The following is a 12,721-nucleotide window of genomic DNA, read 5'->3' on the forward strand; positions in this document are numbered from 1 at the left end:
CAAATAAATATAGAATGTGGAGACAACCCCCCATGCAAACCGACACAACTCGCGAGAACCCGCAAGGCTCCGTGCCGCAGGCCGCTGATTCGAATCTGGATCTGTCCGCCACTGCACCTGGCCAACTGCGTGTGATCAAGCGTAACGGCACTGTCGTTCCTTATACCGATGACAAAATCACCGTCGCTATCACCAAAGCGTTTCTTGCAGTTGAAGGCGGCACCGCTGCTGCTTCGTCGCGCATCCACGACACCGTTGCCCGCCTGACCGAACAGGTCACCGCGACCTTCAAGCGTCGCATGCCTTCGGGCGGCACCATCCATATCGAAGAAATCCAGGACCAGGTTGAACTGGCCCTGATGCGTGCCGGCGAGCAGAAAGTGGCCCGCGACTACGTGATCTACCGCGATTCGCGCGCCAAGGAGCGTGCCGTACGCTCCCCGGCCGAAGAAGCTGCCGTACAAGCGCACCCGTCGATCCGCATCACCCTGGCTGACGGCAGCTTTGCCCCGTTGGACCTGGGCCGCCTGAACACCATCATCACCGAGGCCTGCGAAGGTCTGGAAGAAGTCGATGGTGACCTGATCCAGCGCGAAACCCTGAAGAACCTGTACGACGGCGTGGCCCTCACCGACGTCAACACCGCGCTGGTGATGACCGCCCGTACCCTGGTTGAACGCGAGCCGAACTACTCGTTCGTGACCGCGCGCCTGCTGATGGACACCCTGCGAGCCGAAGGCCTGGGTTTCCTGAAAGTCGCCGACAGCGCCACCCACCACGAGATGGCTGACCTGTACGCCAAAGCCCTGCCGGCCTATATCGCCAAGGGTATCGAATTCGAATTGCTGAACCCGATCCTGGCCACCTTCGACCTGGAAAAACTCGGCAAGGCGATCAACCACGAGCGCGACCAGCAGTTCACCTACCTGGGTCTGCAAACCCTGTACGACCGTTACTTCATCCACAAGGACGGCATCCGCTTCGAACTGCCGCAAGTGTTCTTCATGCGCGTGGCCATGGGCCTGGCGATCGAAGAGAAGAACAAGGAAGACCGTGCGATCGAGTTCTACAACCTGCTGTCGTCCTTCGACTACATGTCGTCGACTCCGACCCTGTTCAACGCAGGTACCCTGCGTCCACAGCTGTCGAGCTGCTACCTGACCACCGTGCCGGATGACCTGTCGGGCATCTACCACGCGATCCACGACAACGCCATGTTGTCCAAATTCGCCGGCGGCCTGGGCAACGACTGGACCCCGGTGCGTGCACTGGGTTCGTACATCAAGGGCACCAACGGCAAGTCCCAGGGCGTTGTACCGTTCCTGAAAGTGGTGAACGACACCGCCGTCGCCGTGAACCAGGGTGGCAAGCGCAAAGGCGCTGTATGTGCCTACCTGGAAACCTGGCACATGGACATTGAAGAGTTCATCGAGCTGCGCAAGAACACCGGTGATGACCGTCGTCGTACCCACGACATGAACACCGCCAACTGGATCCCGGACCTGTTCATGAAGCGTGTCTTCGATGACGGCAAGTGGACCCTGTTCTCGCCATCCGAAGTGCCGGACCTGCACGACCTGACCGGCAAGGCCTTCGAAGAGCGCTACGAGTACTACGAAGCCCTCACCGAGTACCCGGGCAAGGTCAAGCTGTTCAAGACCATCCAGGCCAAAGACCTGTGGCGCAAAATGCTGTCCATGCTGTTCGAAACCGGCCACCCATGGTTGACCTTCAAGGATCCATGCAACCTGCGCAGCCCGCAGCAGCACGTGGGCGTGGTCCACAGCTCGAACCTGTGCACCGAGATCACCTTGAACACCAACAAGGACGAGATCGCCGTTTGCAACCTGGGCTCGATCAACCTGCCGAACCACATCGTCAACGGCAAGCTGGACACCGCCAAGCTGGAACGCACCGTCAACACCGCCGTACGCATGCTCGATAACGTGATCGACATCAACTACTACTCGGTGCCACAGGCGCAGAACTCCAACTTCAAGCACCGTCCGGTTGGCCTGGGGATCATGGGCTTCCAGGACGCCTTGTACCTGCAGCACATTCCTTACGGTTCCGATGCAGCCGTCGAGTTCGCCGACAAGTCCATGGAAGCGGTCAGCTACTACGCGATCCAGGCTTCCTGCGACCTGGCCGACGAGCGCGGCGCCTACGAGACGTTCCAGGGTTCGCTGTGGTCCAAAGGCATCCTGCCGCTGGACTCGCAACAGATCCTGATCGAAGCCCGTGGCCAGAAGTACATCGACGTTGACCTCAACGAAACCCTGGACTGGGCACCGGTACGTGCCCGTGTGCAGAAAGGTATTCGTAACTCCAACATCATGGCCATCGCACCGACCGCCACCATCGCCAACATCACTGGCGTGTCGCAGTCGATCGAACCGACCTACCAGAACCTGTATGTGAAATCGAACCTGTCGGGCGAATTCACCGTGATCAACCCGTACCTGGTTCGCGACCTGAAAGCTCGCGGCCTGTGGGACTCGGTCATGATCAACGACCTGAAGTACTACGACGGTTCCGTGCAGCAGATCGAACGCATCCCGCAAGAACTCAAAGAGCTCTACGCGACAGCCTTCGAAGTGGATACCAAGTGGATCGTTGACGCCGCCAGCCGTCGTCAGAAGTGGATCGACCAGGCTCAGTCACTGAACCTGTACATCGCCGGCGCTTCGGGCAAGAAGCTGGATGTGACCTACCGCATGGCTTGGTACCGTGGCCTGAAAACCACTTACTACCTCCGTGCCCTGGCCGCGACCAGCACCGAGAAGTCGACCATCAACACCGGTAAGCTGAACGCTGTTTCCAGCGGCAACCATGGTGATGATTCGGTTCTCGCTGCCCCGGCCGGTCCGGCGCCAGTGCCAAAAGCCTGCGCGATTGACGAGCCGGATTGCGAAGCTTGCCAATAAGCTGAACCTGCCCTGGGTTTAACCACCCAAGGCAGAAAAGCCCCCGATACACCTAGGGTGTATCGGGGGCTTTTTCTTGGGCGGGCATAAAGCCCCTGTTGCGCTGCTGCTCGATCAATAACTGATTGGCAGCATGAAGCAGATACAAATGTGGGAGGGGGCTTGCTCCCGATAGTGTGGTGTCAGTCAATGGATACTTGACTGATACACCGCTATCGGGGGCAGGCCCCCTCCCACATTTTGAAGCACTAACCTATCAGGTCATCTGGATGATGGTCTGCATGATGGTGCTTTGGGTGGAGATGGTTTTTGCGTTTGCCTGGTAGTTGCTCTGGGCCTTGATCAGGTCCACCAGCTCGTTGGTCAGGTTGACGTTGGAAGCTTCCAGGGAGGAGGCCTTGATCGAGCCCAGTGTGCCAGCTTGCGGCGCGTCGTAACCCGGCTGGCCCGATGCGAAGGTTTCTTTCCAGGTCGTACCGCCGGCGGGTTGCAGGCCCTGCTCGTTGTTGAAGCTGGCCAGGGAGATCTGGCCAATGGCCTTGCTCTGCTGGTTACTGAAGGTGGCGAACAGCACACCGCTGCCGTCAATCTTCAGGCCGGTGATCTGGCCGGTGGCGTAACCATCGGTGACCGGCGGGTTACGGTAGCTGGCCGAGTTGTACTGGGTAATGTTGGCCATGTTGATGGCAATGCCATCCGCGTTCGCCGTAGCATCGTTGGCCTTCCACACGCCGTCAGTCACGGTGCCGGGTACCCAATCCTTGATGGTCAAGGTCGTGCCGGCCACGCCGCCGGTCATGATGCTCTTGAGATTACCGGCACCATCGAAGGCCAGCGTCGACGGCACTGGCGCTTTCACATCAGCACCGGTACCGGTAGGCGCGGAACCGTCAGGGTTGCGGCCGTCGATCAAGGTGTAGGACTGCCACTGGTTGGCATCGGTTTTCACCAGGTATTGCACCATCGGGTGGGCGTTACCCTGGGAGTCATACAACGTGGTGCTGTACTGGGTGGTGAAGGTCTCGGTTTTGGTGGGATCGAACGGCTTCTTGGTCTGGTCGATCACCGGCTCCGAGGAGTTCAGGTTACTGGAGGAGTCCACCTTGGTGGACGCCTTCGGTGGCAGGTTCGACAGGTTCAGTTGCAGGTCGACCAGGCCACCCTTGGCGATCTTGCCGTTGTCATCGGCAGCATAACCCTGCAGACGCGAAGTGCCGGTGTTGTTGGTGATGTAGCCGTCCTTGTCCGCACGGAAAGCACCGCTGCGGGTGTACTCCAGCGAGCCGTCGCTGCCCTTCTGCACGAAGAAGCCGCCGCCCTGGATCGCCATGTCGAGGATCCCGCCGCCACCGTTGACGTCGCCCTGGGTGAACTGCTGGGACACTGCCGCCAGGTTCACACCGTTGCCAATGGTGTTCTGGCCGGTACCCAGCTTGGAGGCTGCGTAGATATCAGCGAACTCCGCACGGGATGACTTGAAGCCAGTGGTCGCGACGTTGGCGATGTTGTTGCCGGTCACGTCCAGTTGTTTGTTGGCCGCATAGAGGCCGCTAAGGCCGATATTAAAAGACATGTTTCTCTCCCTCTGCCGTATTTAGCCGGCTCTATGTACCGATAGTCTGAATTTGCGACAGCTTGACGCTGCCCATGCCGCCTGCAAGGTTGAGCAGCATTTCGCCGCCGGTCTTGCTCAAGGTCACGCTGGTGACCGTGGCCGGCAGCGAGGTGGCCAGGGCCACCGCGTCGCCTTTGTCGTTCTTGGTGGAGGCATTGAAGGTGTAGGTGCCGGCTGGGGCAACCTCACCCTTGTCGTTCTTGCCATCCCAGATAAAGCTCTGGCTGCCGGCACTTTGTGCGCCCATATCCACGGTGCGCACGACGTTGCCGTCCTTGTCGGTGATCTTGATGGAAACGTTACCCACCGCCGATGGCACCTCCACCGAACCGTTCATGCTCTTGCTGGTATCAACCATGGCTTTGTCGGTCTGGATAATGATCGACCGCCCCACCAGCGACGAAGCCTGCAACGCCTGCGAAGAGCTGAAGTTGCTGGAGATGTTATTCACCGAGTCGTTCAGGGTGTTGATGCCTTCCAGACTGCTGAACTGCGCAAGTTGGGCCACGAACGCGCCGTTGTCCTGAGGCGACAGCGGGTTCTGGTTTTTCAGCTGGGTCACCAGCAACTGCAGGAATGCGTCCTTGCCCAGCGCCTGGTTGCCAGTGGCCGCTTTGGAAACATTCGCTACATTGTTCGAAGCGTCCTTGACCTTGGAATTGAACAGGTCCTGGACTGCCGTGTTGTTTGACGTATCAACGATGGCCATTATTTGGCGCCCCTTATCACTGACCCAGGGTCAGGACCTTCTGCATCATGGTCTTGGCGGTGTTCATCATTTCCGCATTGGTCTGGAACGAGCGACTGGCGGAGATCATGTCTGCCATCTCTTCAACCACGTTGACGTTGGGGTAGTAGACATAACCCTTTTCGTTCGCGGCTGGATGGTTGGGCTCGTAACGGGCCTCCAGGTTGCTCTGGTCTTCGACCACACCCAGTACCTGCACGCCGGAGCCGGCTGCGTCCTGGTTCTGGAACAACGAATCGCCGCCGCCGGCCTGGCCACCCTGAAACATGGTGGCGAACACCGGGTGACGGGCACGGTAAGTCTGGTCAATGCTCGAAGAGACGGTCTCGGCGTTGGCGATGTTACTGGCGACGGTGTTCAAACGCGTGGTCTGCGCGCTCATGCCACTGCCGGCAATATTGAAAACACTGGACAGGGACATGGCTTATTCTCCACGCAGGGCTGACATCAGCCCTTTGAATTTGCTGTTGAGCAGGGTAAAGCTGGCCTGGAAGTTCACCGAGTTCTCGGCGTAGTTCGATTGCTCCAACTGCGCATCGACGGTGTTCTGGTCGATCGACGGCTGCATCGGCGTGCGATACAGCAACGACTCGTCACCCTTGCTCAAACCTTGCGCTTCGATATGACGGCTGTTGGTCATGTTCAAGGCGAAGGTGCCGTTCTTGGTCTTGTCCTGCTGTGCGGCGAGCACGGCAGAGAAGTCCAGGTCCCGAGCCTTGTAGTTCGGGGTATCGGCGTTGGCAATGTTATTGGCCAGGACTTCGGCACGCTGGGCGCGAAAGCCCAGGGCTTGTTCATGGATACCGAGCGCTTTATCGAAGCTGATGCTCATGGCGGAAACCTTTAGGCTGACCTGCTGTTCGTTAGCAGGGTTATAGCAAGGTGCGTGCCAGTCTTGCGGGAGCCCGTATATCAAGGGTTTCGAGGGGAGTTGCCGGTGACTATGCCAGAAAAGCGGCAAGCGATTTCCGCGTAGCGCCATTAAAGCGGCAATGGGACTTGCCGCTTTACGCCAGCTTGCCGAGAAAACAAATGTGGGAGCTGGCTTGCCTGCGATGGCGGAGTGCCTGCCGACCTATTCGTCGACTGACAAAACGCTATCGCGGGCAAGCCCGGCTCCCACAGTTTTACTGCATACACCCCAAGCTACTTGGCCTGGTAGATGATTCCTGGGCTGCATTGCACCATCTGGTAGTGATCCGGCAGACCGTTCAAGGCTTCGGAAGCACCGAGGAACAGGTAACCCCCGCGCTTGAGAGTGCCGTGGATGCGCAACAGGATGTCTTTCTTCACTTCGGCCGAGAAATAGATCAGCACGTTGCGGCAGAACACCATGTCGAACTTGCCCAGGCTGGCGTAGCTGTCGAGCAGGTTGAACGAGCGAAACTCGACGCGATTCTTGATCGGTGCCTTGATCGCCCAACGCCCTGCGCCTTTGGGGTCGAAATAACGCTGCAGGCGCTCCTGGGACAAACCGCGGCCCAGGGCCAGGCTGTCGTACTCACCGGTCTTGCAGTTGGTGAGCATGGTGCCGGACAAGTCGGTCGCGACAATTTGCGCGCCGGCTTTCAACTGGCCCATGTTGGTTCGCTCGAACTCGTCGATGGACATCGAGATCGAGTAGGGTTCCTGGCCCGAGGAACAGGCAGCCGACCAGATGCGCAGGCGCTGGCCCGGGCTGGCCTTGATGGCTTCCGGCAGCACTTTGTTCTTGAGCACTTCAAAGGGGTAGGTATCGCGAAACCACAGGGTTTCGTTGGTGGTCATCGCATCGACCACCATTTCCTTGAGCCCGCTGCGCGGCTGCCCCTGGATCCGCTGGACCAACTCACCCAGGGACTTGATACCCTGCTGTTCCATCAGTTTGTTGAGACGGCTGGATACCAGGTACTGCTTGTTTTCACCGAGCAATATGCCACAGGCTTTTTCCAGGAAGACCCGGAACTGTTCGAAATCCAAATTACCCGTAGACAATGATGCCGCCTCTTAAATCGTGTGATCGCCGGGGGAAATCCCCTAGCCGTGATCTGCTGCCTTGATCCGGTCGACTACCCGGGATGCGAGGTCATCAGGACGGAATTTGGCCAGGAAGTCATCAGCACCGACCTTCTTGACCATTGCCTGATTGAATACCCCCGACAACGAAGTATGCAGGATGATATGCAGTTTTTGCATGCGTGGATCGTTACGTATCTCGGCCGTGAGCGTGTAGCCGTCCATTTCCGGCATCTCGATGTCAGAGATCATCATCAAGAATTCTTCTTCGGGCTTCTTGCCTTCGTCCACCAGCTTGCGCAGGTAATCCAGGGCCTGGCGACCATCATTGAGGGCCACCACGTCTACACCGACGGTCTGCAGGCAGCGTGTGACCTGCTTGCGCGCCACCGAGGAGTCATCCACGGTCAATACGCGCAGGGACACCGCCTTGTGCGCAGTCTCGGCATCCACCACACCCACAGAGATGGTTTCGGACGTCGGCGCCACTTCGGCGAGGATTTTCTCCACGTCGATGATTTCAACCAACTGGTTATCGACCCGTGTCACCGCCGTCAGGTAGTGATCGCGCCCCGTGCCCTTGGGCGGCGGATGGATCTCTTCCCAGTTCATATTGACGATCCGCTCCACCGAGCGCACCAGGAAACCCTGGGTCTTGGTGTTGTACTCGGTGATGATCACAAAGGGGTTCTCGCGGTCTTGCAAACCCGCCGAGCCCGTGGCCATCGCCAGGTCAAGAATGGGGATAGTCGCGCCTCGGATGTTGGCTACGCCACACACCACCGGGCTGGACTTGGGCATGATCGTCAGCTTGGGGCATTGCAGCACTTCCCGCACTTTAAATACGTTGATGCCGTACAACTGCTTGCCATCCAGGCGGAAAAGCAACAACTCCAGGCGATTCTGCCCTACCAGCTGTGTGCGCTGGTTTACTGAATCCATTACACCTGCCATGCCCTGACTCCTAAATCCTGGGGGTACGACGCGTACCCAACACTAAACGGCACGAGCTTTGCTATTTATTAAACATGGATATTAAAACGACAGTTTCCCGACGCCCTAGCCACCGCAGGCTGCTCTGCGCCGTGATGGCGCTGCTTGCTTTGAGCCTTGGCGCTACCGCGCGCGCCGATAATGTCACGCTGCCTGATCTCCTTATCGGCGTCACCCAGGGCTTTCTTGAATTCACTGTAGAAGATTATCTGGCGACCACGCAGACCCCGGGACGTTATGAAATCCAGGTCAGCCAGTTGGACCCGCGCTTGCGCATGCCGATGTGCGACAAGGAATTGACAGCCACCCTGGAAAGCCCGGCCCAGCCCATCGGGCGCGTAACGGTAAAAGTTCGCTGTGATGGCGCCTCACCGTGGACGGTATTCGTGCCGGCTCAGGTGAAATTGTTCCGCGATGTGGTAGTGGTCGCGCGGCCATTGAAACGCACCGGCATCATCGGCTACGAGGACGTGGCCCTGCGCGAGCGCGACATCAGCCTGATCAACCAGGGCTACCTGACTTCGGTGGATCAGGCTATCGGGCAGAGGCTCACCCGACCAATGGTTACCGACCAAGTTATTACCCTGGTTCACCTGGAACAGGCCGAAGTGATTCGCAAGGGTGATCAGGTGGTGATTTCGGCCAGCAGTGGCGGGCTGAATGTGAGGATGCCAGGCGAGGCACTGTCCAACGGCGGTATGAGCGAACAGATTCGCGTGAAGAACCTCAACTCCAATCGTGTGATCAAGGCGCGAGTTACGGCGCCGGGTCAGGTCGAAGTGGCTTTATAGATTACTGGAATCACAGGCCGGCTTTTCCTACACTGTGCGTTGGATGTCGTGCGGTACAGGTTTATTGTCAATCGAGCCTAAAGTTTGCCCGGGTATGGCCGAAAACATGGCAAGCGTCCAAATACCCAGAGGTTTTTTCACCATGGTCATTGATTTCAGTCGTTTAAATAACACCCAGGCCTTGCCGGGCAATACGCGCACCAACGGTGCCAAGGACAGCGTAGAAGCCAAGCCCCAGCCGCTGCCCGCCAAGGCAGAGCAGCCCAGCGCCAGCCAAAGCGGGGAATCGGTACACCTGAGCAATGAGGCTCAACAATTGCAGAAGGTCACTGACTCGCTGCGCGACCAGCCCGTTGTCAATAAAGCCCGCGTGGCCGAGTTGAAACAGGCCATCGCCGACGGTAGCTACAAAGTCGACAGCAACCGTGTAGCCAGCAAGCTGCTTAACTTCGAAGCCGAGCGCTAGGCAAAAGCCTGCGCTGGGCTTTTGGACGCTTAAAACCCAAGGCCAGCCATGCACCACGACGAACATCTGCTTCAACTGATCATTGATGATCTGGCGCCGACGCACCAGTTGCTTGAGCTGCTCAAGGAAGAATCCCTGGCCCTGTACGGCCGGGACATGCCTTTGCTCGAAGAAATACTGGCACGCAAGCAGTCGCTGATTGTGTTGCTCGAACAACACGGCAAGACGCGCAGCCAGATACTCATCAGCCTGGGCCTGCCTGCCGACCACGACGGCCTGGCACAACTGGCCAGCCACTCCTCAGTCGGCGATCGATTACTGGCCCAAAGCAAGGAACTCAATCAGTTGCTTGCCCAGTGCCAGGAAGCCAACCTGCTCAACGGTCAATCTATCCAGCTTCAGCAAGCCACGACCGCCAACCAGTTGCGCATACTGCATGGCGGCGAGCCTCCGGCCCTGTACAACGCCCAAGGCTCTACCTCTCGCCTGGTCAAGCCAGGCACCCGCAGCCAAGCCTGACAACGGTTTACAGCGCGACCTATCCAAGGAGCGCTACATACTGGCAAAATGCCGGTTCTTGCGTGTAGTCGTACTTTGTCTGGAGATGGAAGAACCGTGTTCAACGCCCTTAATGCGGAAGATGCACCGCAGCCACCGAAGGTGCTCACCACGCCTCTGGAAGTCGCCAGCACATTACGAATGCTGCAAGAAAGCCATGATCCGCTGATCATCACTTTCCACGAACGCAGCCAGCGCTTCCAGAGCTATTTGGTAGATATTGACCGGGACAGCAAAACGCTGGCCCTGGATGAAATGATCCCCCGTGACGGTGAGCGCTACCTTGAGAATGGCGAACCCTTCCGTATCGAAGGCTTCCACGAGGGTGTACGGGTTGCCTGGGAAAGCAATGGCACGCTGAGCGTCAGCGAAAAAGATGGTCACCGCATCTATAGCGGCAGCATGCCCGACGAGGTGGTTTACCATCAGCGGCGCAATGCGTTTCGCGCTGCGCTGAAACTTGCGCAATTGGTAAATATCGAACTGGGCGGCGAGAAGCTCAAGGCACCGCTCAGCGGCAAGCTTCTGGACATTTCTGCCACTGGCTGCAAATTACGCTTTGAGGGTGACATCTCCGAGCGCCTGCAGTTGGGCCAGGTCTATGACCGCTTTATCGCCGCCCTGCCCTTTGGCAGCATGACCACCTCCGTCGAACTGCGTTACCTGCACTTCGAAGACAAGATCAACACGACCTTTGCTGGCGTGCGTTTTCACAACATGAGTGGTTTGGTACAGCGCCAGGTGGAACGCTTTGTCTACCAGCTACAGCGCGAGGCTCGGCGCTTCGATAAGGACGACGATCTTTAAGGTTTGATCGCTGAAATAAAAAACGGGCAGTTCCTGATAGGAACTGCCCGTTTTTATTTCAGGGGCGCGCCCTGCTCAAGTCATGGGGATGTTCATCCGGGTCTGTGGGTTCCTGCGGCTCTTCATTGGCAGGCTTATCACCTACTGGTTCTGACTCGGGCTCGGGATCAGGCACAGTGACCTGCATCTGTTCCTGCACCACTTGCTCATCCACCCGTGGGTCGAGCGCTGCTACCAGCGGTGAACTGGACATGCTGTCGGGCATCGCCACGTGATGCAGCGGGGCGTCGTCGACCTGGTGCAGGTTAGTCACGGCTTTGGGACGGATGCGCCATACCAGGATCAACGCGCACAAACTGAAAAACGCGTAGAGCATCTGGCTGCCGAACAGCTTCATCACCACACCCGCCAGCAATGGGCCAATACTGGCGCCTATACCGTAGGTCACCAGCAACATGGCCGTCAGCGAAACCCGACGATCACCTTCTACATGATCGTTGGAAAAAGCCACAGCCAACGGGTAAAGGCAGAACTGCACCAGCGAACAAAAGAAGCCCGCCACAAACAGCACTTCCAGCGGTACTTGAGTCATGATCGCCAGCGGCAATGCTGTTACTGCCAGGCACAACGCAAAGCAGCGAATCAATAGCGCACGGTCATAGCGGTCCGATAGCCATCCCAGCGGCCACTGAACGACCAAGCCGGCAAAAATGCAGCTACCCATGAACAAGCCGACTTGTTCAGTCGTCAGCCCCTGCTGAGACGCGTAGAGCGGCGCCAAACCGTAGAACGAGCCAACGATCAACCCCGCACCCAACACTGTACTGAGAGACTGTGGCACGCGCTTTATAAAGAAGCGGGGCTCCATCGGAGCGGGGTGCAGGGGCGCGGGGTGAATGCGTCGGGTCATGGCCACCGGCACCAGGCACAAGGCAAAACACAGCGCGACCAACATCAGCAGTTCAAGCCCAAGATGGGGGTGCATTACCAGGATCAACTGCCCCAGCACCAGCCCGAGGTAGGACGCGATCATGTAGCCGCTGAACACCACGCCACGCTGCTTGGCATCTGCTTGCTCATTGAGCCAGCTTTCGATGACCATGTACTGGCACATCATTCCCAGGCCAACGATTATCCGCAACACGATCCAGGCGGGTAACCAGTCAACCAAACCGTGACCCAGCACTGCCGCGCCGACGATCCCGGCGCAAGTGGCGTAGGCACGAATATGCCCAACGCGTGCGATCAGGCGATGCCCGATCTTGCCGCCCAGTACCAAGCCAAAATAGTTGGCAGCCATCAGCGCACCAACCCACAAACTGTCGACATTGTCTGCCGCCAGGCGCAGGGCCAGGTAAGTACTGAGCAGGCCGGAGCCAATCAGCATCATCAAAGAGGCGAAATAAAGGGCTCGAAAAGATTTCCAGATCTGGCGCATCGGCGTTCCGAGCGGCTCCTTGCGGTGAGGGATTGGGCTATCGGCATGATAGTCCGGGGTGGCCGGGTCCGGACAGGCGGTGTGGCCTGTTTCCGGGGATTATTTTGTATATGAGCTCAGACGTCGCACCTGTGTCTGCAGGTACACAACGAATAGAGATAAATACATGACGCCCTGCTGTGAACCCTGAAGCGCTGCAAGGTTCGACTGATCTTTGAGGCTTTGCAAAAAGCTGTGGATATTGAAGAGCGCTGTACTTTTCGACCGCCCAAAACAAAACCCCTGTTTGCGTTAGCAAACAGGGGTTTTGGAATTTAATCTTGACGATGACCTACTCTCACATGGGGAAACCCCACACTACCATCGGCGATGCATCGTTTCAC

The 12,721-nt window shown here is 58.0% G+C and carries 12 protein-coding genes; 5 read left to right on the top strand and 7 right to left on the bottom strand.

Annotated features, from left to right (window positions below; genetic code table 11):
* Nucleotides 1-32 precede the first annotated feature (32 nt).
* A complete protein-coding gene (locus TX23_RS26150) occupies nucleotides 33-2,927 on the top strand; it encodes a ribonucleoside-diphosphate reductase subunit alpha (RefSeq protein ID WP_032879843.1) in 2,895 nt (964 codons plus the stop codon).
* A gap of 256 nt (nucleotides 2,928-3,183) precedes the next feature.
* Here the strand turns inward: TX23_RS26150 and flgE are convergent, their stop codons facing one another.
* The 6 genes from flgE to TX23_RS26180 all read right to left on the bottom strand — a co-directional run bounded on the left by flgE (nucleotide 3,184) and on the right by TX23_RS26180 (nucleotide 8,239).
* Nucleotides 3,184-4,500, bottom strand: a complete 1,317-nt coding sequence (flgE, locus tag TX23_RS26155) for a flagellar hook protein FlgE (RefSeq protein ID WP_057704664.1) — start codon at nucleotides 4,498-4,500, stop codon at nucleotides 3,184-3,186.
* A 31-nt stretch (nucleotides 4,501-4,531) separates the two neighbouring features.
* Entirely contained in the window at nucleotides 4,532-5,251 is a 720-nt protein-coding gene (gene flgD, locus TX23_RS26160; protein WP_057704665.1) for a flagellar hook assembly protein FlgD, read from the bottom strand.
* 16 nt (nucleotides 5,252-5,267) lie between these two features.
* Complete coding sequence (flgC, locus tag TX23_RS26165; protein WP_057704666.1) at nucleotides 5,268-5,711, bottom strand: flagellar basal body rod protein FlgC; 444 nt, start codon at nucleotides 5,709-5,711, stop codon at nucleotides 5,268-5,270.
* A gap of 3 nt (nucleotides 5,712-5,714) precedes the next feature.
* Nucleotides 5,715-6,122, bottom strand: coding sequence for a flagellar basal body rod protein FlgB (gene flgB / locus TX23_RS26170; protein ID WP_003193573.1), 408 nt, complete (start codon nucleotides 6,120-6,122; stop codon nucleotides 5,715-5,717).
* A gap of 314 nt (nucleotides 6,123-6,436) precedes the next feature.
* Nucleotides 6,437-7,264 carry a protein-glutamate O-methyltransferase CheR gene (cheR, locus tag TX23_RS26175; RefSeq protein ID WP_005790588.1) on the bottom strand — a complete coding sequence of 276 codons (828 nt, stop codon included), beginning with the start codon at nucleotides 7,262-7,264 and terminating at the stop codon, nucleotides 6,437-6,439.
* Nucleotides 7,265-7,306: 42 nt separating this feature from the next.
* The gene (locus TX23_RS26180) at nucleotides 7,307-8,239 is read right to left on the bottom strand and encodes a chemotaxis protein CheV (protein ID WP_057704667.1); all 933 of its coding nucleotides are present in this window, start codon (nucleotides 8,237-8,239) and stop codon (nucleotides 7,307-7,309) included.
* Nucleotides 8,240-8,313: 74 nt separating this feature from the next.
* On the opposite strand from TX23_RS26180, the gene flgA reads away from it, so the two are divergent.
* The 4 genes from flgA to TX23_RS26200 all read left to right on the top strand — a co-directional run bounded on the left by flgA (nucleotide 8,314) and on the right by TX23_RS26200 (nucleotide 10,900).
* Complete coding sequence (gene flgA, locus TX23_RS26185; protein ID WP_057704668.1) at nucleotides 8,314-9,069, top strand: flagellar basal body P-ring formation chaperone FlgA; 756 nt, start codon at nucleotides 8,314-8,316, stop codon at nucleotides 9,067-9,069.
* A 142-nt stretch (nucleotides 9,070-9,211) separates the two neighbouring features.
* Nucleotides 9,212-9,535, top strand: a complete 324-nt coding sequence (gene flgM / locus TX23_RS26190; protein WP_057704673.1) for a flagellar biosynthesis anti-sigma factor FlgM — start codon at nucleotides 9,212-9,214, stop codon at nucleotides 9,533-9,535.
* 48 nt (nucleotides 9,536-9,583) lie between these two features.
* Complete coding sequence (locus tag TX23_RS26195; protein ID WP_057704669.1) at nucleotides 9,584-10,054, top strand: flagella synthesis protein FlgN; 471 nt, start codon at nucleotides 9,584-9,586, stop codon at nucleotides 10,052-10,054.
* Nucleotides 10,055-10,150: 96 nt separating this feature from the next.
* Complete coding sequence (locus TX23_RS26200) at nucleotides 10,151-10,900, top strand: flagellar brake protein (RefSeq protein ID WP_057704670.1); 750 nt, start codon at nucleotides 10,151-10,153, stop codon at nucleotides 10,898-10,900.
* A gap of 58 nt (nucleotides 10,901-10,958) precedes the next feature.
* Here TX23_RS26200 and TX23_RS26205 read toward each other — a convergent pair whose 3' ends face one another.
* Complete coding sequence (locus TX23_RS26205; RefSeq protein ID WP_057704671.1) at nucleotides 10,959-12,338, bottom strand: MFS transporter; 1,380 nt, start codon at nucleotides 12,336-12,338, stop codon at nucleotides 10,959-10,961.
* Between the last annotated feature and the right edge of the window lie 383 nt (nucleotides 12,339-12,721).

It is taken from the genome of Pseudomonas paralactis (genome assembly GCF_001439735.1).
Lineage (GTDB): Bacteria > Pseudomonadota > Gammaproteobacteria > Pseudomonadales > Pseudomonadaceae > Aquipseudomonas > Aquipseudomonas paralactis.

Bases quoted from the DNA above. Each gene is read 5' to 3' on its own strand.
- flgE (WP_057704664.1), bottom strand. From the start codon at position 4,500: ATGTCTTTTAATATCGGCCTTAGCGGCCTCTATGCGGCCAACAAACAA.
- TX23_RS26150 (WP_032879843.1), top strand. From the start codon at position 33: ATGCAAACCGACACAACTCGCGAGAACCCGCAAGGCTCCGTGCCGCAG.
- TX23_RS26180 (WP_057704667.1), bottom strand. From the start codon at position 8,239: ATGGCAGGTGTAATGGATTCAGTAAACCAGCGCACACAGCTGGTAGGG.
- flgA (WP_057704668.1), top strand. From the start codon at position 8,314: ATGGATATTAAAACGACAGTTTCCCGACGCCCTAGCCACCGCAGGCTG.
- flgC (WP_057704666.1), bottom strand. From the start codon at position 5,711: ATGTCCCTGTCCAGTGTTTTCAATATTGCCGGCAGTGGCATGAGCGCG.
- flgD (WP_057704665.1), bottom strand. From the start codon at position 5,251: ATGGCCATCGTTGATACGTCAAACAACACGGCAGTCCAGGACCTGTTC.
- TX23_RS26195 (WP_057704669.1), top strand. From the start codon at position 9,584: ATGCACCACGACGAACATCTGCTTCAACTGATCATTGATGATCTGGCG.
- TX23_RS26205 (WP_057704671.1), bottom strand. From the start codon at position 12,338: ATGCGCCAGATCTGGAAATCTTTTCGAGCCCTTTATTTCGCCTCTTTG.
- flgB (WP_003193573.1), bottom strand. From the start codon at position 6,122: ATGAGCATCAGCTTCGATAAAGCGCTCGGTATCCATGAACAAGCCCTG.
- flgM (WP_057704673.1), top strand. From the start codon at position 9,212: ATGGTCATTGATTTCAGTCGTTTAAATAACACCCAGGCCTTGCCGGGC.